Annotated in this window: 15 protein-coding genes and 1 riboswitch; of the genes, 11 read left to right on the plus strand and 4 right to left on the minus strand. The window is 49.4% G+C overall.

What is annotated here, in order from left to right; genetic code table 11:
• Positions 1–27: 27 nt before the first annotated feature.
• Both BN6628_RS01725 and BN6628_RS01730 read right to left on the minus strand, forming a co-directional pair.
• Positions 28–1,848 (minus strand): APC family permease, encoded by a 1,821-nt coding sequence (locus BN6628_RS01725; protein WP_068613392.1) that lies wholly within the window; start codon positions 1,846–1,848, stop codon positions 28–30.
• A 124-nt stretch (positions 1,849–1,972) separates the two neighbouring features.
• Positions 1,973–2,119, minus strand: a riboswitch (cyclic di-AMP (ydaO/yuaA leader).
• A 221-nt stretch (positions 2,120–2,340) separates the two neighbouring features.
• Positions 2,341–6,489 (minus strand): bifunctional 2',3'-cyclic-nucleotide 2'-phosphodiesterase/3'-nucleotidase, encoded by a 4,149-nt coding sequence (locus BN6628_RS01730; protein WP_262363139.1) that lies wholly within the window; start codon positions 6,487–6,489, stop codon positions 2,341–2,343.
• A 397-nt stretch (positions 6,490–6,886) separates the two neighbouring features.
• On the opposite strand from BN6628_RS01730, the gene BN6628_RS01735 reads away from it, so the two are divergent.
• Positions 6,887–7,852: a hypothetical protein gene (locus BN6628_RS01735; RefSeq protein ID WP_082926747.1), complete on the plus strand. Its 966-nt coding sequence runs from the start codon at positions 6,887–6,889 to the stop codon at positions 7,850–7,852.
• Between the two features lie 157 nt (positions 7,853–8,009).
• Here the strand turns inward: BN6628_RS01735 and BN6628_RS26360 are convergent, their stop codons facing one another.
• On the minus strand, positions 8,010–8,936 hold the full coding sequence (locus BN6628_RS26360; RefSeq protein WP_068613398.1) for a hypothetical protein: 927 nt from the start codon (positions 8,934–8,936) through the stop codon (positions 8,010–8,012).
• A gap of 168 nt (positions 8,937–9,104) precedes the next feature.
• Between BN6628_RS26360 and BN6628_RS01745 the strand changes: the two genes are divergently transcribed.
• The 5 genes from BN6628_RS01745 to BN6628_RS01765 all read left to right on the plus strand — a co-directional run bounded on the left by BN6628_RS01745 (position 9,105) and on the right by BN6628_RS01765 (position 11,577).
• Entirely contained in the window at positions 9,105–9,341 is a 237-nt protein-coding gene (locus BN6628_RS01745; protein ID WP_068613401.1) for a DUF6953 family protein, read from the plus strand.
• Positions 9,342–9,373: 32 nt separating this feature from the next.
• Positions 9,374–10,042 carry a ribonuclease H gene (rnhA, locus tag BN6628_RS01750; protein WP_068613404.1) on the plus strand — a complete coding sequence of 223 codons (669 nt, stop codon included), beginning with the start codon at positions 9,374–9,376 and terminating at the stop codon, positions 10,040–10,042.
• Between the two features lie 199 nt (positions 10,043–10,241).
• On the plus strand, positions 10,242–10,679 hold the full coding sequence (locus BN6628_RS01755) for a DUF5360 family protein (RefSeq protein ID WP_068613407.1): 438 nt from the start codon (positions 10,242–10,244) through the stop codon (positions 10,677–10,679).
• Positions 10,676–11,257 (plus strand): TetR/AcrR family transcriptional regulator, encoded by a 582-nt coding sequence (locus BN6628_RS01760; RefSeq protein ID WP_068613410.1) that lies wholly within the window; start codon positions 10,676–10,678, stop codon positions 11,255–11,257. Before BN6628_RS01755 ends, BN6628_RS01760 begins: the two co-directional genes overlap by 4 nt.
• Positions 11,254–11,577, plus strand: a complete 324-nt coding sequence (locus BN6628_RS01765; protein ID WP_068613413.1) for a DMT family transporter — start codon at positions 11,254–11,256, stop codon at positions 11,575–11,577. The genes BN6628_RS01760 and BN6628_RS01765 overlap by 4 nt, the downstream gene beginning before the upstream one ends.
• A gap of 197 nt (positions 11,578–11,774) precedes the next feature.
• Here BN6628_RS01765 and BN6628_RS01770 read toward each other — a convergent pair whose 3' ends face one another.
• A complete protein-coding gene (locus tag BN6628_RS01770) occupies positions 11,775–12,599 on the minus strand; it encodes a hypothetical protein (RefSeq protein WP_068613416.1) in 825 nt (274 codons plus the stop codon).
• A gap of 339 nt (positions 12,600–12,938) precedes the next feature.
• Here BN6628_RS01770 and BN6628_RS01775 point away from each other — a divergent pair, with 339 nt between their 5' ends.
• The 5 genes from BN6628_RS01775 to BN6628_RS01795 all read left to right on the plus strand — a co-directional run bounded on the left by BN6628_RS01775 (position 12,939) and on the right by BN6628_RS01795 (position 20,628).
• Entirely contained in the window at positions 12,939–16,319 is a 3,381-nt protein-coding gene (locus tag BN6628_RS01775; protein ID WP_235847553.1) for a copper amine oxidase N-terminal domain-containing protein, read from the plus strand.
• A 233-nt stretch (positions 16,320–16,552) separates the two neighbouring features.
• Positions 16,553–17,065: a hypothetical protein gene (locus BN6628_RS01780; RefSeq protein WP_068613420.1), complete on the plus strand. Its 513-nt coding sequence runs from the start codon at positions 16,553–16,555 to the stop codon at positions 17,063–17,065.
• 342 nt (positions 17,066–17,407) lie between these two features.
• Positions 17,408–17,923 carry a P-loop NTPase family protein gene (locus tag BN6628_RS01785; RefSeq protein WP_068613423.1) on the plus strand — a complete coding sequence of 172 codons (516 nt, stop codon included), beginning with the start codon at positions 17,408–17,410 and terminating at the stop codon, positions 17,921–17,923.
• A 391-nt stretch (positions 17,924–18,314) separates the two neighbouring features.
• Positions 18,315–19,661: an extracellular solute-binding protein gene (locus BN6628_RS01790; protein ID WP_068613425.1), complete on the plus strand. Its 1,347-nt coding sequence runs from the start codon at positions 18,315–18,317 to the stop codon at positions 19,659–19,661.
• Positions 19,662–19,737: 76 nt separating this feature from the next.
• Positions 19,738–20,628 carry a carbohydrate ABC transporter permease gene (locus BN6628_RS01795; RefSeq protein ID WP_068613427.1) on the plus strand — a complete coding sequence of 297 codons (891 nt, stop codon included), beginning with the start codon at positions 19,738–19,740 and terminating at the stop codon, positions 20,626–20,628.
• Positions 20,629–20,635 lie beyond the last annotated feature (7 nt).

Here is a 20,635-nt window from a genome sequence, read left to right on the forward strand (position 1 = left end):
GTCCCTAGGGACGCAGTGGAGAGTGGATTATTTTTTCAGACGGTAAGGAACCGTGGTAACAATGACCTTCTTGCTGTAGAGCAGCTTGGTGCGAATCATCAGGCCGGATTGGTTATGGAGAATATTATGCCATCCCTTCTTCGGAATGAATTGGGGGATTACCACAGTAACCTGATAATTCGATTCACTGGCCTTTCGCTGCACGGTATCCACGAACTTGAGCAGCGGATGAATAATGCTCCGGTAAGGAGAGTAGAGGGTAACAAGGCGTACGTCCGGCTGCCATTTCTCCCATTTGGCTTCGAATTCATCCTCGTCATGCCGTTCGAAAGGTACATAGACTGCAATAATCTGATGAGGGGATAGTGACTTCGCATAGTTCAGCGAGTTCTCCACTACATGGGTAATCCCTGCAACAGGTACAATAATCACATTGCCTTCAATTGGCACAGCCCGCTCGCAGGTGGTTAATCTCAGCTGGTCTCCTACCGCTTCATAGTGCTTCCGGATCCGGTAGAAGAACAGAATAATCAGCGGCAGGAAGATCAATACCGGCCATACCTGATTGAATTTGGTCAGAAAGAACATGAGCGATACGGTGAGACTGATCAAAGCCCCGATCGTATTGATGATAAATTTCGGTACCCAGCCTTGGGGCTTGGTGCGCAGCCATTTCAGCATCATTCCGGTCTGGGATAGGGTAAATGGAATAAATACCCCGACCGCATACAGTGGAATCAGGTGCTCAGTCTGTCCTTTAAATACGACAATCAGGATAATGGAGCAGACTCCCAGCATGATAATTCCGTTGGAATACCCCAGCCTGTCTCCTCGTACCGTGAACATTCTTGGAATGAATTTGTCTTTGGCCAGGTTTACAGCCAGCAGCGGGAATGCGGAATACCCCGTGTTGGCGGCCAGAATAAGAATCAGAGCCGTAGTTCCTTGGATAAAAAAGTACATGAAATTGCGGCCAAATGTCATTTCCGCGATTTGGGAAACTACCGTGACTTGAGCTTTAGGGGCTACCCCGTAATAATAAGCCAGGAATACAATTCCCGAAAACAGCACAGCAAGCAGGGTTCCCATAGCCAGCAGCGTCTTGGAGGCGTTGTTCGGCGCCGGATCTTTAAAGTTCGGGATGGCGTTCGAAATCGCCTCAACCCCCGTAAGCGCAGAACTACCTGATGCAAAAGCCCGCAGCAGCAAGAATAAGCTGATGCCAGCGACAGGGGTTCCGATTGGAGCGTGCAGCTCAGCTGGCACATGGCCTGTCAGGATGTTAAATATGCCGACCCCGATTAGAATGAACAGAGCTAGAACAAACAAGTATACAGGGTAGGCCAGAATTGAGGCCGACTCCGTGACCCCTCTCAAGTTCAAGGTCGTGATGAATAATACAAAAATAATCGCAATAATTACCGTATAAGGATGCAGGCTGGGAAAAGCGGAGGTGATCGCATCTGTTCCTGCGGACACACTCACGGCTACGGTCAGAATGTAATCCACCAGCAGTGAACCGCCGGCTATTAGACCATAGTTCGTTCCAAGGTTTTCCTTGGATACCACATAGGCTCCCCCGCCGTGCGGATAAGCAAAAATAATTTGACGGTAAGATAAAATTAGTGCGGTTAACAGAACCAGCACACCTACGGCAATCGGTATTGAATACCAGAAGGCTGCCGCACTTATTGTAATTAGGACAAGCAGGATTTGCTCCGGCCCATAGGCAACGGAGGACAAGGCGTCAGAGGACAGAATGGCCAGAGCTTTGGTTTTGTTTAGTTTTTGCTCGCCCAGTTCTGTTGATTTCAGGGGACGCCCGATTAAAAATCTTTTTAAAGACATTCTCTCCACCACCAGTATGGTAAAAATTAAGACATAAACCCAAGTGCTTTACGAACTATACAATGTCCACAAGTCTAATCATACATACTCAGGTTTTAAATATTCTGGTCATGGTTGAATCCACCTTCCTTCTCAAATAACGCTTACGGAGTTAGCTGTCGGATTCGGGCCCTTGAGTAGCCCTACCTTGTAATAGGATTCACCCCCCGGATCGATTCAATCCGTTAGAACGGTTCCCCCGCATCTTGTAAGATTTCAGCGAATATATGGAAATTGAAAACCGATGATTATCATACTCTCGTACTCCATTCTTGTAAACACCTTTTCGTACTTCTTAAACTATCCTTAAGATTGCGGTGCAGGTATTTTTCTCATTTGGCGATTATTGTAATGCTCGGGCTGATTGTTTATTGTGCTTCAGATTGACCTATGATCAAGACAAGAACCCCCTGCCGGTCTCCCGGAGGGGGTTCTTCACTATAAGGAATTGAATTAGTTCACTTTGACGATCCGATTCTCAATCTTTGCGTCAATGTCTTTGCCTGCAAATTTAGTTTTCACATAATCAACAAACGCATCCAGATCCACTGGCCCAACTTCACGGTTGGTTCCTTTAGTCAGGGTAGTGTATCCGTCTCCGCCGGAAGCCATAAAGTCATTAACAACAATCGTATAGTTCTTGGTGTCTTCGAGTGGTGTTCCATCGGCTTTCTTCACTTCGACGATCTTGGAGCCATCCGGCTTGCTGTCATCGTATTTGTAAGTGAGGCCGGAGACTTGCCCGATGCGGGTCTTAGGCGCTCCCCATTGCTGATTCAGCAGCTCTTTGATTTGGGCCCCCGTCAGCGTCAGCTTCACCAGCACGTTGCCGAATGGCTCAATGCCGAACATGTTGCCATAGGTGATGGTTCCCTGCGGCAGATCGTTGCGGATGCCGCCGGAGTTCATGAAACCGAAGTCGGCCTTCATGGTCTCGCGCATGCTGTCGGCAATCAGGTTGCCCAGTGCGGATTCACCAGCCGTACTTGTAGTACGGGTGATAGCTGCAGCTGTCTTGCCGACAGGTGCATTCAGGACCGGAGCGTTCTTCGCTTGATAGTCAGCAACCATCTTGGTGATTTCCGCATCCGGTGTGATTCCTTCATGTTTGGTATCCACAATGGTAGCTTTCTTGCTCACAATGTTGTGCGTAGCACGGTCAATTTCCAGGTCAAAATCGGAGAAGGCCACCCCGTAAGAGTAGGACTCCACGATTAGCTTGTTGTCTACCACGACATTCAGACCGCCATGGTCATGGCCGCCCAGAATCACGTCAACTTCATCGTCTACCGTGTTCGCGAGGTCTACAACTTCACCGGTTGGGGCATCCTTGGACCCTGCGAATGGGTCGTGGGCCAGAATTACGATAGACCGGATGCCTTGAGCCTTAAGCTCAGCTACAGCTTTGTTGACGGCTGTGGTCTGATCGGTAAAGGTAAGGCCTTTAATACCAGCCGGGCTCACGATAGAAGGTGTGATATTGGTAACCACACCGATGAATCCGATCTTTACACCGCCTACTTCCTTAACGGTGTAAGCAGGCAGGAACGGCTTGCCGTTCTCATCCAGTACGTTCGCCACCACATAAGGGAAGCTGGCTCCCGCGAAGTCATGGCCGTCCTTCGGGTTCTTGCCCCCGTGAATCAGGCGGAGAGCTTCCGCAGGTCCTTTGTCGAACTCATGATTGCCCACGGTGCCTACAGCAAAGCCAAGGCGGTTCAGAAAATCAATCGTTGGTTCGTCCTGCAGCAGGGCGGAAATCGGGGAGCTTGCCCCTACAGCATCGCCTGCATGAACCAGAAGGGTGTTCGGGTTCTTGGCTTTATACTGCTTCAGATAAGCAGCCAGATAGTCGGCACCGCCTACAGTGGCAGTTACTTTGCCCGAGGCATCTTTAAGGTCTTTCTTGTAATCGAGCTGTCCATGGAAATCATTGATTCCGAGCAGCTGTACGGAAATGTTCGTGATGATCATATCCACAACTTTGGCTGCTTCCGCACGGCTGGAGGAGGCTGCAGGTTCAAATTTGTTGCCGCCGCGCCCGTTCATGATTCCGCGATCCACAATCAGGTTAATTTCAGCCTTAGACCAAGCGCTGAGCTTGGCGCTGTCTGCGAATTTCGCTTCAGCAGCGGCCTTCAGCTTCTCGCCAGCCTTAACATCCATTGCATGCTTGGCCATAACAGCCATCTCTTCACGTGTTACCGGCTTGTTCGGCTCAAAGGTGGTCTTGCTGGTTCCGTTGATAATGCCGTTCTCATAAGCGGCGATAACGGCTCCAGCGAACCAGCTCTTATCGGATACGTCCTTGAACACAGATTTGCCTTTGGCTTTCAGGTCCAGAGCCTTCACCAGCAGGCTTGCAAACTCAGCGCGTGTGATTGGCGCGTTCGGATCGAAGGAAGCCGCCGTTTTGCCAGTGGCAATCTTCTTCGCAACCAGGTCGCTGATATAGCTGTGGGCCCAGTGGTCTGCAGGAACGTCTTTGAAGCCAGGCGCCGCAGGCACGTCTGTGCCAGGAGCAGGTGTGGAAGTACCAGGCTGCTCAGGTGTTGTTACTGGGGCAACGGCTTTGCTCAGGTCAAGCTTATAGACGCCAAAGCCTTTCTCGTCCAGCTTGCCTGTGTACTGAATATTGTTGGTCAGCTTGGCATACTGCTCGGCTTTAGGGGAAGAAGTGAATGTGACATTCAAATCTCCTTGTACAGGAGCAATGGACCAGTTGTTATCTGCTGTTGGATTGATGTTTTTGTTCGCAGTGATGTAATCCATCAGAATTTGACGGTTCTCATCCGGGCTGTCAATGACATACTTGCTGCCTTTAACGCCAGGGAAGTTCCCGCCGCCGCTTGCGCGATAGTTGTTCGTCACCACGATGAAGTCCTGGTTCGGATCAACCGGTTTGCCTTGGTATTGCAGGTTGACGATCCGGCTGCTGTTCGCATTAGCTACAGTTCCGTCAATGTTATATTTGGCAGGCTTAGTAACGTCCACCTGATAAGTAACACCGTCAATCACATCGAAATTGTACACCTGGAAGCTTGGGTTCAGAAGCGGCTGTTCCTCTTTCTTGGCAGGATCAATCTGATTGAACTTGCCTGCGGACATTTCCAGCCATTCCTTAACGACGGAGCCCTTTACCAGAATCGCTTTCAGCGTATTGTCATATAGATACAGGTCACCGGCACTCTTGATTGCCAGAGGGCCTTTAGCGATATCCGTATATTCTTCCGGACCGTTGCGTCCCGCTTTAAATGGAGCACCTACAGACAGAATCGGCGTCTTCGCATATTCAGGCAGGTTCTTTTTCACATAATCGGCAACGTAATCTCTCTGTGCATTGGTAACAATCTGTACAGAAGGATCATCCTGAACCAGGGCAAAATAGCTGTGGATCGGTGCAGTGGCTGTTCCGATCGGACTGTTGGCATAAGCAATCGTAGCTTCGTGCTCAGCTTTGACTGCTTCAACTACAGCAGGGTCCGGCTCGGCCAGGGATTTCTTGTTCGCGGCATCGTAGATCGCTTTGGTTGAAGATTGGGAGGCGGCAACTTTCCATACCCCGTCTTTCTTCTCCAGCGTCAAATCGATAATACCGAGATTGCTGCCGCCGTATCCGGCTTGCACCGCAGGTACACCGTTAATGGTTCCCTTAACGTTGTCCACTGCAGGCAGGACTTTGCCGGAGGAGTCCTTGAACAGGGCATCCAGCGACTTGTCTGTGGCCGTCGGGAATACCTTATGGGTGTGTGAGAAGGTGATGGCATCGATTCCGGTAACCTTGCTTAGCGGAAGAACAACGTCCTCGTCCTTAACGTTAGCTTTGGCATTCGCATTAAAGCCGGTATGAGCCATGGCGATGACGATATCCGCGCCCGCTTTTCTCATCTCAGGAACAAACTTCTCAGCTGTAGCCACGATATCCTTCGTAATTACCTTGCCTTCAAGGTTTGCCTTGTCCCATTCTGTGATCTGTGGAGTCACCAGGCCAAGTACGCCGATCTTCAGCGTCTGGGTTTGGCCAGCTTCATCCTTATAGGTCTTTGTCAGAATCTCGTAAGGCTTAAAGCGGTTTACATCGTTATCAGGATTGTTGTCTTTGTCATCCTTGTATACGTTTGCATTAATGTACGGGAAGCTGGCTTTCTTGACGATTTGATCGAGGAAGTCCAGGCCGTAGTTGAACTCGTGATTTCCCATGGTGGCCACATCGTAGCCCATCAGGTTCATCGCTTTATATACGGCATGTGTCTCATCCGGCTTAACCGGGCTCACAAGAGCCTCATATGTACCCAGCGGTGTTCCCTGAATCAGGTCGCCATTATCAACCAGCAGGGTGTTAGGAACCTCCTTGCGGGCTTCCTTCACCAGTGTGGCAACCCGGGCCAACCCTACGGTAGGCGCATCCGCGCTTTTGTAGTAGTCATAGGACATCAGGTTGGTGTGAACGTCCGTAGTCTCCATGATTCTCAGTTTCAGCGGGGAGCTTGCGGACGCCGTGTCTGCGGATGCGGGCACGCTGTGAAGCGGCAGCACGAGCAGGCTTAGAGCCAAGGAAGATGTAACGACTTTACCGAGTTGTTTCTTTAACCCCTTCTTCACGAAATTCTTCATCCCTCTCGTAAGTAAGATTCTGTAATTCTGTTAATGCACTCCCTATATTAATCGAGATTTTACAAAAGAGATATGGGTTTTGTGTACTTTTTTAAGCCAAATGCAAAATTATTGAACGAAGGTTGATTATGAGTTGCCGAAAAGAAGCTATACGCTTACATTTCAATAAGTTAGGGTAAAGCGGATGTAAATTTATAATGATAGAAGGATGTAAAAGAAACAAATAGAACAATATGAGGAACTGAAATTAAATTACAGTAATAGTTGTAAAAGGAAGAATAATTAGTTCGAAGGGACTGTAGACTTTACGGACTATTGGAACTTACCAAGTCATTGGATAAAATACCTCTGATTGACATAAAAGACGGATGGAGGGCAATGAAGTATGAAGGGAATGCACAAGTGCGAGGGGAGTTTTTTACGAAAAGGAATGCTGTTAGGCTTATGCTTGCTGCTTATGATGGTAATCTTCATGCCAGCAGGCCCGGTTCAGGCTGCAGACAGCAAATGGATCAACCAGGTCTGGAGCAATTATAAGGCGTATAATAAAAAGACGGTCGCTGCCTATAACAACTATATGGATCAGCAAACGCAAACGTACAATACATATTTGAAGACCCAGAACGATAGATTGGCTGAACTGGAGCGAATTGTTCTGGAAGACCAGAACAAGTGGAATGAAAAGCTGGAAGCCGATTTGGCAGACTTGCAGAAGCGCTATGGTGATAATCGGGATCTCAGATCGGAGCTGAATGAGTATGCCCGCAATATCAATCCGAACTCACTCAGCAGCCCTATGGGAATCTATACCCGGGAGGCCAACCGGAATTCACTAAGCAGTACGATGGGCACCTTCGCCCGGGCAATCAATGAGAATTCTCTCAGCAGCTATATGGGGGATTATAAAAGGGCGATCAGTCCTAATCTGTTAAGCAGTCCAGCCTATGCGCTGAACAAGACGGTATCTGACAGTTATATCAGCAGTCCGATGTATGCATTGATGAAGAACTCCAGCACAAGTTATATTACAAGCCCTATTTATGCTTACTCACGCGGGAAGATCAGCAAAACCAAAGCCCAGCAGCAGATCAGCAAGCTGTATAAAGAGCTTACCGCGAAGATTGCCAAGGACATTGCGCGCTATAAACAACAAATTGCCAACACAGCTAGTTCTTCGGAGAACAAAATTCAGGATCTGTACCTGAAAACAGTCCGCGCTCTGGAAGCTCAACGCAATGCCTCCCTGCAAAACATCTCTGATCAGCGCAAAAAAATATGTGGAGAAGGCCTGACCTGGGAGCCGCTGCTTAAGGGCCTGGCCGGTGACGGAAAAGTTGGAGGCCTGAAATAACCGAAAGAAAAGGAAAGGACCGGGAGTCACCCGGTCCTTTTTGCATGTGGAGAATACGCTTATAAGTTGTACTTGGGAATTACCCCTGGACAAGTTGTGAAATGATTCCGGAGAAGCTATTTGTAAATCCATAGCTCAACTTAATGATGTGAGGCAGTTATTCGTCCTCTTTGTCCTTGTCGCCGCCGAATTGAACGCCTACATGGCCGTTGTGGGTACCCAGGTTGCCCCCAATGTCAAAGCCTACGCCCTTGCCGCCGCCAAGATGGGCATCGCTGTGGATACCGACCCCGTGCTGGCCGCCGACCTTCCCGCCGACCTGATATCCCACGCCCTTGCCGAGGCCGATATGCCCGCTGGCGCCTGCACCGAAGCCGCTCTTACCTCCGACATTGGCTCCGGCATCGAAGCCAAATCCCTGCTTCAGGCTGAGATCAGCCCCGGCGTGCGCCTTGGCTCCGTAATTCTCGCCGCCAATCTGGCCTTGGGCGTGGGCGCCAATGCCTTTGGCGCCGACATAGCCGTCGCCCTGCACGCCAACGCCGTGCTGGCCGCCTACACTGGCCCCGGCATCCACCTGAAGCCCCTGGGCCAGGTTCAGGCTGGCGTCGGCGTGGCCTTTGGCTCCGTAATTGTCTCCGCCAACATGCCCACCGGCCTGAAAGCCCGCTCCCTGGGTGCCCAAGTGCCCGGCGGTCTGCATGCCGATGCCATGCTCTCCGCCCAGATTGCCAGCGGCGTCAAAGGTAAGGTCTTGGCCTCCACCTACTTGGGCATCCGCATGAGCATCCAGGCCGTATTTGCCGCCATATTTAGCTTTGGATTGGAAATTCAATTCAAAATCCCTTGGCTCCTGCCATCTTCCATGTCCGTGGTGGTGTCCGTCTCCGTGTCCAGAGTAGTTCCCGAAATATCCTCCATAATAAGGGAAAGGGTAGGGATAACCGAAGTAAGGCGGATAAACAGGGTAAGGATAGTAAGGGTATGGGTAAGGATAGAACGGCGGGTAATTGTATTTATAGGGGTACGGATAGTAGGGATAAGGCTGCCGGACATACGAATCGGTGCTCAAGTTTCTCATCATACGTAAGAACCTCCAATAATATTGATGATTCAGCCTATTCACAAATGCCCTGAAATGACACCAGCCCAGCCATTGATTGATGTCCCCAAATCAGATACCATGCAATATATATGAATTCAATGTTCAGCACATTTCTTAATGACATGAGAAAGTAAGGAGCTATAAACCATGGAGTCTTCAGAGCAGCAAATAGCGGAATGGATGATCCAAGAAATCCGGCACCGGGGCATTCTGCGTCAGGAGGAAGCCATCGAATATGTGAGGAGCCATTTTGGCGAGCAGTATGTATTTAGGAATGAGAATGGGAACGTATCCTTGGCCAAGGAAGTGAAGAAGGCGTTCCGCAAACAGCACGGCGGACGGGTCGCCTGGGACCGGGACGGTTTCTTCTGGGCTTGGACATAACGGAAAGATGCAAATTGCAAGAGGGGGACATTATGGCGGGTCAAAAATATTATGTGGTATGGGAGGGTGCAGCTCCTGGAGTTTACGCGACTTGGGCGGAGTGCAAAGCTCAGGTGGAAGCCTATAAGGATGCCAAGTACAAGTCTTACCCTTCCAAATCCGAAGCAGAACAGGCTTTCCGGGACGGCTGGAAGAAGCATTGGGGCAAGTCGGGCACGTCTGCGGCGGGAGGCCGGAGCGGGGGTGGCCAGAAGGCGAAGGCTTCAGGCAGCAGCTCCAGTGCGGTTAAGGCGGAAATTGACTATGATAGCATTTCTGTAGATGTGGGAACCAAGGGCAATCCGGGACCTATTGAATACCGGGGGGTTAGCACCCGGACAGGTGAAGTAATCTTTGAGCGGGGACCGATTCCTAACGGGACGAATAACCTGGGGGAATTCCTGGCCATCGTTCATTCGCTCGCCTATTTGAAACAGAGGGGCAGCAAGATGACCGTGTACAGTGATTCCAGAACGGCTCTGAAGTGGGTCCGGGAGAAAAAGGTGGCAACGACGCTGGCAAGGAACGAGTCGACCCGGGAGATATGGGAGCTGGTGGACCGTGCAGTAGCCTGGCTTAAGTCCAACAACTACGAGAATAAGCTTCTGAAGTGGGAGACCCAGGTATGGGGCGAGATTAAGGCCGATTATGGAAGAAAATAAAGAGTCAAAAAAGAAGCCCAGATTCTAAACGGATCTGAGCTTCTCTTTTGTACATCCCTCTATTTCCATATTGGAATCGTCCCCCTGAAGACGCGAAGATTTGACTTCTTCAGGTCAGGTTTGATAATGTAGAAAACAAATAAAACAAAATGTTTTCTTTGATTTCCGAATAATCAATTAACAGGCTCTGGGGGTTGTGATGAACAGATATTTAAAGTATTTGATGTGGTTTACAGATGTAGGGTTTATCGTTTATTGGATGGTTGTACTGTTTGGGGTGATTCCTGAAGAGTACAAGTACAAGGACTATCAGGACGAATTGATGGTGTCTTGGAATCTATCATTTTTGCCTCTGGATTTATTCATATCTCTTACGGGTCTGCTTAGTATGTATTATCTCAATAGAAGTGTGAATCAGGCGGCAAGCAGGATGCTTGCGGTGATATCTTTAAGCTTAACATTCTGCTCGGGTCTTCAGGCTGTCGCTTTCTGGGGAATACGGGGGGACTACGACCTTCTGTGGTGGCTGCCAAATCTGTTCCTGATGATCTATCCTCTGGTGTTTCTCCCGGGGTTGATCTGCAGCAGGGGGATCAAGGAGGTTCATTCTTACGGGGAGAGGAGAATAAGAATATGAAAAATCAGATTGCCCAAGCGGCTGCACGGGAGATTGCCCGGCGCGGACTGCATTTCTCCATCCGGGATCTGACTGCAAGCCTTGGGATCAGCAGCAAAACTCTGTATCAGCATTTTGAATCGAAGGAAGCTATTATTGGGTATCTGGTGGAGCAGTCCATTGAAGATATGAGGTCCGAGGAGCAGAGACTGCTGGACAACCATGACATGCCGCTATCCAAGCGGCTGAGAGAGCTGCTGATTGTGCTTCCGCAGGGTTTTTCTTTTACCCAAGTGGGAGTATTGGATGAGCTCAGGAGGAAATATCCGGCCGGATGGGCAACCTTGGATGAATATTTGAACCAGGGCTGGGATAATATCCGCCGATTGTTCCAGGAAGGGATGGAGAGCGGAGAGTTCCGCCGGTTTAATCCAGAATTGTTCATTCAGGCATATGTCGGAGGCATGTACCAGATCATGGACAGCGAGGGCGGCAGACAAAGGGGCGTTCAAGAAACCTTAGCGGAGCTTGTGGATTTGCTGCTGAACGGAATCCATGCACCGGGTTCTAATGATAAAAGTAAGGAGGACATGGAATGAAAACCTATCTGTTTCTGGCAGGGGCTATACTCAGTGAGCTTGCGGGGACCTCTCTGCTGAAGGCATCGGCCGGATTTACGAAGCTGCTTCCCTCTCTGGGGACTTTAGTGTTTTTTGGGGCCGCCTTCTATCTGTTGTCCCTGTCTCTACAATCCATCCCTCTAGGGGTCGCTTACGCCATCTGGTCCGGGGTTGGGACAGCAGCTACAGCTATAATTGGCATCGTGATATGGAAAGAAGCCGTGAATTGGTACACGGTTGGGGGCATCCTGCTTATTATTGCAGGAGTGATTCTGCTGAATTTGAAGCGGGCAGCCTAAGCTTGCTTTAGGTGGAGGCTGCTACTTCCCTTACCCGGTAGGAGATGCTTCTGAGGGGGAGGTGGGATATATCCGCTAACATCGGAAGCAACAGCGATTCGAGGAAATCTTCTTTAACGCAGCGTTCTTAGAACAGACAAAGGAGCCTCCCTGGGTCAAATGACTTTTGGGCTGCTCCTTCTTCTTTTGCTTCAAACTTATTGCAAGAGCTTGTTCGTATATTTCTCAAATTCTGAGCTGAATTGGGAGATTAGCTTTCTTCCTTCTGCCAGCTTGGCGTTAGCCTGTTTGTATAGCTTGCTGTCTATTTTGGTGTTATACAAAGCCTTTTTCATCAAAGTCAGCGCCTCTAATTGGTAGGAAGATCCCTTGATGTACAGCGCGTTGATGCGTTTCAGATCTGCATTCGGGGTCTTCATTGCTTTGATACCAGCAACAAACTTCGTGTAATTCGGAACAATTGTGTTGGCAAAAGCGTAATAAGCCTCTTTCCGGTTCTTGCTGCTTACATACTGATACTTGTTATAAGTGTTGACGGCTGTGTTCTCATAGTTCACCAGCTTCTTCATCTGACCAATATAGTCTTGGAGCTGCTGAATCGCTGGGTCTTCCTGAACCGCTGGAGTTTCCGGAGTCTCTGTACCCTGATCTGACTCAGCGGCTACATTGAACTTGATCCGCGCAGGCTCACCGTATCCGTACACGGATACCAGGACGTCCGTGCTGCCGGGTTTAAGAGCGGTGACATCAATATGTCCAAAGCCGTCCTCCGTTTTAACGACAGAGGAATCTTCAGCTTTACTTGATACATCGATGGATAGAATACCTGTCTGGCAGGTATATGCAATCGAGGTACTGTTCTTCTTGGCATCCTTGGAAACAACCAGGTCATAGGTTGGCACTTCAAATGTGCATACGTCCGAAACGGCCTTTTGCGGGGCTGCGGCGCTGATCGTAGGGAAGGCCAAAGCCGAGATTAGGGGGGCAGCCATCAGCCACCGGGTGAATTTGCTCATCTTCATTGCTGTAATATCCTCCAAATTCTGAAATAAATTATGTACAAAATTCCATCAGATGTACATTGCTATTATCAGTAATTCAGTTAGAATTTGCCAGGAAAAAATTGTATTAACGGGAAGAAGAGAGTCGGAAATTTGTGTTGATGGCCAGGGGCAAAAATATTTTGCTGGTCAAGGAAACTTTTCCCACACCATCTGCGTCCAAATATTCGAACAGGAAAATCTATACAGCGTAGAGTGTCTTCCTAGGCTGATTTCCTGGCTAGTTTTTGCCATTTTGGCTGGCTGGGTGAGGACGCTTATGGAGCTAATTCTATACTAAGGTGGATAGAGGAGGATATTATGAAAAAAGTGATTTCCCTGCTGTCAATCATGGCTATGCTTTCTTCATTTGCATGGCAGACGCAGGCCCAAGGTGCAGCTTCACCAATCCGTATTTATATGGATGGGATCAGGCTGTCCACAGACCAGGCTCCGATCGAGAAGCAGGGACGAGTGCTGCTTCCGCTGCGGGCTATTTTTGAAGCGCTTGACGCTTCGGTAGATTGGAACAGTAAGACGGGAGTTGTTAGAGCTGAGAAGGGCAACACCACAGTCACATTGAAAATCGGGTCTAAGACAGCAACGATCAATAACCAGAAGGTGACACTGGATGTCCCGGCCCAAACAGTCAAAGGCCGCACTCTGGTTCCGGTCAGATTTGTCAGCACGGCTCTGGGCGCCAAGGTGGATTGGAAGAGCTCCGCGCGCAGCGTGTACATTACGAACGGGGATCAGCCTCCGGTAGATGACCCATCTACGATTAGTCCGGTAACCTATGTAACACCTCAGATTGTCAGCCAATATGGCGACGGCCGGGATCTCAATGTAAGCTTCTCGAAGCCCTCAAATGAGTCGCTGGTAAGCCACTACCGTGTCCTCGTGGTGAAGTCTGACAAGGCACGCTGGTTCGATGAGAACGCCGCAAAGCAGGCATCCTCATCCAACTACACCTTTGTAGGAATTCAGGGCTCGGACCGGTCGGTGAATTTGACCGCACAGACAAGGGATACTGACGGTGAGCTGCTTCGCTCAGGAGTGTCGTATAATGTCTATGTTTTGGCTGCCGGGAAGCAGGGCCAATTCGCCTTGTCGAATGCGTCTCCGGCTGTGACTCTGGGAGCAGGTACTTCTGCTTCAGGTGTCAAAGGTACGGACACCGCTGATTATGGTGACGGCCGTGATTTAACGGTGAGCTTCACGAAGGCACAAAATGAATCCAATATTGCAAATTACCGCGTATTTGTGGTCAAGACCCAGAATGCGGGCAGTTTCAACCTGTCCACTGCCAACGGAATGTCTTCCTCGAACTATACAACGGTGAACAAAACAGGTGCTTCCACGCTGACAACGACTCTGAGCTCATCGGCCAGAGACACCTCCGGCGAACTGATCCGGAATGGGGTATCATACACGATTTATGTGCTTGCAGTAAGCAGCAATACAAGTGTATCGCCAAGCCAGTTGTCTGCAGGATCGCCTGCGATTACGCTGGGCAGCGGTACGGTAACCGTGCCATACATCACAGCTGTAAATGATGTTAGTGACTACGGCGATGGACGTGATGTGAAGATCAGCTTCAACAAGGTGTCAGATGAATCCCGCATTAGCGGTTACCGGGTCTATGCAGTCCGGGATCAGAACGCCTCAAGCTTCACGTTGTCCACTGCGGACGCTTTGTCCAGCAGCAATTACACATCTATCAGCAAGAACGGTTACAACATCAGCCAGACACTGAACTCGGGTTCCAGAGATGTGAATGGCTACCTTATTACGACCGGGACGACCTACCGCTTCTTCGTGGTAGCCGTGGGAGCTAACGGTTATTCGAATACGATTTCTTCCGTGTCTTCTGCCCTGACGCTGTGGAATAACTCTAACATCAATGCGGTTACCAATGTCAGTGTGGATGATGTTAATGATTATAACGACGGCCGTGATTTAAGAGTAGCTTTCACCCGGGCGAGCAATGAGTCCAATATCAGCCATTATCGTATTCTTGTCGTCAGAAACAATAACGCCGGGAACTTCGATCTGTACGATGCGAACCGGGTATCCAGTGCCAACTATACCTATGTTAGCAAAACCGGCTACAACATCAATCAGGTGCTCCCAAGCGATGCACGGGATGTTGACGGTTACGCGATTCGCAACGGAATAAGCTACCGTGTGTTTGTCCTATCGGTGGGAAGCGGCAGTTATTCCGGCACCAATGCGCTGTCCAGTTATTCTCCGGCAATTACGCTATCTGACAAGAACAACGTAAGCGCGGTGACTGGTGTGAGCGCCAGTGATGTAGGCAACAACAACAATGGCTCTGATCTGAAGGTGACGTTCAACCGGGTCAGCGATGAGTCCACGATCGCCCATTACCGTGTCTATGTGGTGAATAACGCATACGCGGGCAGCTTCCGGCTGTCGGATGCGGTGGCGAACAGCTACTATAACGTGGTCAGCAAGACCGGTTATAATCTCAGTCAGGTTCTCAGCGCAAGCACACGGGACACGAACGGCAACCTCATTCAGAACGGGGTAGCTTACCGGATCTTCGTCCTGTCCGTGGGTGGTGGATATTACTCGGGCAGCAACGCCCTGTCGGCGGCCTCATCTGTTATTACTCTGACCAACACAGGCAGTGTAGGAGCAGTATCGAACGTATCCGCAGCCGATATTAAGGATAACGGTGACGGACGCGACCTGAGAGTAACCTTCGATAGAGCAGCCGATGAGAGCGGCATTTCGGAATACCGGATTTATGTAGTCAAAGATCAATATGCCGGTAATTTTACGAAATCCGAAGCGGTTGCAAGCAGTTATTATACTTCCGTGGCCAAAACGGGGGGAGCCGTGACCAAGGATCTGACTTCCGGAACCAAGGATACAGATGGCAATACCATCCGTAACGGAATGAAGTACCGGGTATTTGTCCTGTCCGTGGGGTCAGGAGCCAGCGCGCTGTCCCCGGGATCAGCCCCAATTACTTTGGCCGATAACTCTAGGGTTGCTCCAGCGACTGGAGTGACTGGCGAGGTGTACCTGGACGGTACCGGCAAGGCAGCAGGGGTTCTTGTCCGCTTCGGACCATCCGCGACACCGTCTATTGTTAAGGAGTACCGGGTGTTTGTGGTTCCTTCATCATCTGGCTTCAATTTGAATGAGGCTAATAATAACGTGTACTTCACCAAGAGCAGTGATGGAGAATTGAGGATCCCGCTGACATATAGCAGCACTCAAGGCAGCCCAATCTCGGCTGGAAAATACAGAGTTTATGTGCTGGCCGTGTCCAACTCCTCAGATATTCCTAACGCTCTGTCCGAGCCGTCGGCGGAATTCACGGTGCAGGACCAGCCTACGGCGCAGCCGGTGGCGGCAGTCACCAAAGTGACCGCAGTATATAAGAGTGCAAATGAGCTGGATGTAAGTTATGCAGATCCAAAAGATGCCAACATTGCGAGCTATACGATTGCGCTTGTCGCGAGCGACATCGAGGTCACCGCGTCTAATGTGGAAGACAAGGCTGTTACGCAAGCGAAGGATGTGAACGGGACAACAGGAACTTTGAACGTTACGGGTGTGAAGGGAGGCACCTACAAGGTGTATGTGCTCTCCAAAGCAATCGACAAGAACACCAAGGTAAATGCGTTATCTGCCCCATCTGGCAGCATCACGGTTCCTAATCAATAAAACACGGAGTCACTTTACAAAAAGGTTATCCTGGGCTTGCTTCCCGGGATAACCTTTTTGGCTCTAGTTCGGTCAGCTGCAGGAATACCTCAAGCGTAACTTAAGTACCGGAACCGGTAACTTAAGTTATCCTAGACCTTGGTCCAGGATGAATCTTCCCTTTAGATGGAGGTTAAAAAATTCCAGCCGTGCTATCCTTGACAATAGAGATTAAATGATCGAGGAGTGAACGTATGAATACCAAGACGATTTTTGGACCTGTATTTATCCTTCTGGGAGCTTATTTGTTCCTGAATAAGTCAGGTTCGATGGGGCCGGGGACTATCTTTGAGTATTTCTGGCCAACCTTATTTATCATTCCGCTAGGCCTGCTGATGCATTGGCTGTACTTTACTATGACCGGACGCAAGGGTGTGGGCCTGCTTGTTCCGGGCGGTATTCTGTTCACCGTAGGGCTGGTATGTCAGATCGCTACCTTGTTTGACAGCTGGGGAACCATGTGGCCGGGCTTTATCCTTGCTCCAGCCGTTGGATTGTTCGAGCTTTACTGGTTCGGTGGCCGGAACAAGTGGCTGCTCATTCCGATTAACATCCTGACAGTTATTTCAATTCTGTTCTTTGCCGTATTCTCGATTGGCTCCATGCTGAATCATACGGTATTGGGACAACCGCTGATGGCCTTTGTGCTGGTGCTTGCGGGAGCTTTCCTGATGCTGTCCCCGAAGAAGAAAAGCCGGGATTTCTAAAAACACCTATATAAAATGAACTTATGAAGGTTACCCTTTTGGGAGTGCTGCGATGCCGAGTGTTCTTACGACCACTGTTGTCTCCGAAATCCTTTGAACTAGATATCCAAGTAGGGGCATTTCGGAGACAAAGGCGGACGCTTCGCTTCTTCAGAATCACTCGGGATCGAAGCTCAGATCAGTTAATTCTAAAGTTCATCTTATATAGCTGCACCGCAGCAGAGTTCAAAGCAACAAATGAATAAGCATAGACAACCAAACAAAGGCCCGGTTTCGTGAAGAAATCGGGCCTTTGTTTGGTTGATCTGCCGAATTCTCCAGCATGCTCAGTAAGGAGGACATATGAAGAAAATTTATATCGTTGGGATTGTTGCCAGCGGCAAAACAACCTTAGCCAAGCGATTATCGGAAGAACTGAAGATTCCGTGGTATGAGCTGGATTGTATTGTTCATCACCAGTCAGCAACAGAGCGTTTCAAACGTACACCAGAACAGCAGGTTGAGGTTATTCAGGAAATTGATCAACGTGGAGCTTGGATATTCGAAGGCACGGATCGCAAATCCTATCAATGTTTATATGAGATGGCAGACACCATTATCTTTCTTGATCCTCCTCTATGGAAGCGCAGAATTAGAATTTTGATAAGATTCCTTAAACAGAATCTTGGGATTGAGGAGTGTCACTATAAGCCGGATTTGAAGATGCTGAAAATGATGTATGCATGGACACGTGACTTTGAGGATAACCGCCGGGATCAGTTAGAGGCCAAATTGCAAATACATGCTCACAAGGTCATTAGACTGCAGAATAGTAATAACTTGGACCTGAAATATATACGTCCTCAAGACCGTGGTTAGCTTTCAGATTATAATCCTAAGGTTTCGGTCTACCGTTAAGGATCTCAACCTACCTCAGCTCATCCCCCTTACAGCCCCCCAAGGTTTTATTTTTTTATTCTGTATCAAAGGGGTCAGCTAGCTCGCACCAGCGAATGGGTGGAATTGGTCCTGGAGAAGCGGAGCGGTCGCCTTTATTCCGGATTGTAACAACCTATCTAATTCACGACAATCCGGGAATAACAGCGATCGTAAGGACAATCCGCCCCGGAGCGGCTCCCGGAAGAACCTTCCCAGGCGCTCCCTCACAAACCTAAAAAAAACAAACCTTACTCCTTAAATTCACAGCTTGTTGGAAGCGCTCTAATCCCTAATAATTAGCTTATACTTCAAAAAAACAGGGGGCTAAAAAATGGTACAAAAGCCGTTAAAAAGAACGCTTTCCATGATTCTCGCAGGGGCACTCACTTTGAGCCTGGCCGCATGTGGAGGCGGAGCTAAAACTGACTCTGGTACTGACAACACGACTGCTTCTTCAGGAGGAGACAAACCAAGCGACAAGAAAGTCACTATCACTTTCCAAAATATTCAACCAGACCCGTCGACCCCATCTTATAAAATGACACATGCTATCGTAGAAGAATATCAGAAAGCTAACCCGAACGTGAAAATCGAGCTGGATACGCTAAATACGGACCAGCAGAAGATGAAGCTGAAGACACAGGCGGCATCCAAGGAAGTTCCGGATATTACCATCGTGAATCCGGCGGCACAGATGAAGCCGTTCGTGGACGCGAAGCTGCTCGCTCCGCTGAATGATGTGATCGACAAGAATGGGCTGAAGGATACCTATCAACCCGGACTGCTGGATTACTACAGCTTTGACGGCAATGTGTACGCCCTGCCGGATGGAAATAACATCGAGGTTGTGTACTACAACAAAGAATTGTTCAAGCAAGCGGGAATCGACAAAGTACCAACCACATTTGACGAAATGTTGGCTGATGTTAAAGCACTTAAAGCTAAAGGAATCACACCGATTGCGATTGGAGAGAAAGACTCCTGGACGGGTTCCTTCCTGTTCATGAACATCCTGCTCCGCACGAACGGCGGACCTGGATTCCTGAAAGATGTAGTTGACGGTAAGAAGAAATTTGACGATCCGGCGTTTAAGCTTGCGGTGGACCGCTTCCAAGATCTTGTCCAGGCCGGAGCATTCCCGGATGGCGCGACTTCTATTGATGCTAACGCAGGCGGTAATATCTTTAAGTCCGGTAAGGCTGCAATGTGGGTGATCGGAACTTGGGAGACCGGTGCCATTGATGCTTCTTCCGTAGCTGGTAAAGTGGGCGCATTCCAGTTCCCTACCGTGGATGGCAAGGGTGATCTGAACGAGTTCATGCTGGCTCCAGGCAGTGCGTTTGCCGTGTCAGCCAACAGCGAGCATTTGCAAGAGACCAAGGATTTCCTCAACTATTTCGCGCTTAACCTGCCTAAGAAACAGTTTGAACTTAAGAATGCCGTAGGACTTGGTCAAAAGGTGGACGGCGACCTTAAAGCCGCTGGTTATTCCGAACTTGCTATTGAAGTGGCTTCCCTCTTCAACAACATCAAAGGCGGCGATCTGGCCTTTGATAACACGATGAACCCGGCAACTGCACAGGTTCACTTGAGCAGCATCCAGAATCTGTTCGTACAAAAAGCCGACTCCGCCCAGGTAGCACAGGAGCACCAGGCCGCATTCGAAGCGAACAAATAAGAGGGATTATCCCTAAGCGATGCGAAGAGGCCCCGCGCTTCTTCGCATTATTTTTACACCAAAGGGGGCGAAAATCGTGAATGTGTTAAAAGTGCCCGGACGTACTATAGCCGTCTTCGTGCTGCCTTGTCTGCTTCTTTACGTGTGTATTGTATTTGTGCCAATCCTGGTCTCGTTCTACACGGGACTCCTAAGCTGGGACGGCATCGCAGACGCGAAGTTTGTCGGCTTCAAGAACTTTGTTAACATGTTCTACAATGACCCGGTCTTCTGGCCGTCGGTCCGGCGGACTCTGCTCTACGCGGCCGCATCTATTATCGAAATTCCATTCTGTCTGCTTATGGCCATTCTGCTGAACCGTTATGTCCGCAGGGGGAATACGCTCGTATCTATTTATTTTACTCCGGTTATTCTATCGGTCGTGATTATCGGGCAGCTGTGGAAGACCATTTATAACCCAACCTCGATGGGCGGGATGCTGAACGGAGTTCTGGTCTCTCTGGGGCTGGAGAGCTGGACGCATAACTGGCTCACCGAGCCGAATATCGCGATGTTCTGTCTGTATTTTGTATCCTTATGGCAGTACTTCGGCTACCACCTGCTTATTCAATTTACGGGAATTCAGAACCTGCCTAGTGAGATTTATGAAGCTGCCAAGATCGACGGAGCGGATGGCTTCAAGGCAGACCGCTATATCACCCTGCCGCTAATCGTTCCGATTCTGAAAATATCGGTAGTTCTCGCGTTCATCGGCTCCTTGCAGGCGTTTGACCTGATTGTAGTCATGACGGGTGGCGGACCGGCACATGCGACAGACGTCATCTCCACCCATATGTACAACAGCTCGTTCTTGTCCATGAAATACGGGTATGGCAGTGCAATTGCCACCTTCCTGGTGCTGGTGTGTCTGACCTTTACCCTGGTTATTAACCTCATCTTCAGCCGTATAGAGAAAAAAGTCGGATAGAAAGGGA

Source organism: Paenibacillus tuaregi (genome assembly GCF_900086655.1).
Lineage (GTDB): Bacteria > Bacillota > Bacilli > Paenibacillales > Paenibacillaceae > Fontibacillus > Fontibacillus tuaregi.

Coding starts and splice junctions, on each gene's coding strand:
- BN6628_RS01725 (WP_068613392.1), bottom strand. CDS start 1,848: ATGTCTTTAAAAAGATTTTTAATCGGGCGTCCCCTGAAATCAACAGAA.
- BN6628_RS01735 (WP_082926747.1), top strand. CDS start 6,887: ATGAAGGGAATGCACAAGTGCGAGGGGAGTTTTTTACGAAAAGGAATG.
- BN6628_RS26360 (WP_068613398.1), bottom strand. CDS start 8,936: ATGATGAGAAACTTGAGCACCGATTCGTATGTCCGGCAGCCTTATCCC.
- BN6628_RS01745 (WP_068613401.1), top strand. CDS start 9,105: ATGGAGTCTTCAGAGCAGCAAATAGCGGAATGGATGATCCAAGAAATC.
- rnhA (WP_068613404.1), top strand. CDS start 9,374: ATGGCGGGTCAAAAATATTATGTGGTATGGGAGGGTGCAGCTCCTGGA.
- BN6628_RS01755 (WP_068613407.1), top strand. CDS start 10,242: ATGAACAGATATTTAAAGTATTTGATGTGGTTTACAGATGTAGGGTTT.
- BN6628_RS01760 (WP_068613410.1), top strand. CDS start 10,676: ATGAAAAATCAGATTGCCCAAGCGGCTGCACGGGAGATTGCCCGGCGC.
- BN6628_RS01765 (WP_068613413.1), top strand. CDS start 11,254: ATGAAAACCTATCTGTTTCTGGCAGGGGCTATACTCAGTGAGCTTGCG.
- BN6628_RS01770 (WP_068613416.1), bottom strand. CDS start 12,599: ATGAAGATGAGCAAATTCACCCGGTGGCTGATGGCTGCCCCCCTAATC.
- BN6628_RS01775 (WP_235847553.1), top strand. CDS start 12,939: ATGAAAAAAGTGATTTCCCTGCTGTCAATCATGGCTATGCTTTCTTCA.
- BN6628_RS01780 (WP_068613420.1), top strand. CDS start 16,553: ATGAATACCAAGACGATTTTTGGACCTGTATTTATCCTTCTGGGAGCT.
- BN6628_RS01785 (WP_068613423.1), top strand. CDS start 17,408: ATGAAGAAAATTTATATCGTTGGGATTGTTGCCAGCGGCAAAACAACC.
- BN6628_RS01790 (WP_068613425.1), top strand. CDS start 18,315: ATGGTACAAAAGCCGTTAAAAAGAACGCTTTCCATGATTCTCGCAGGG.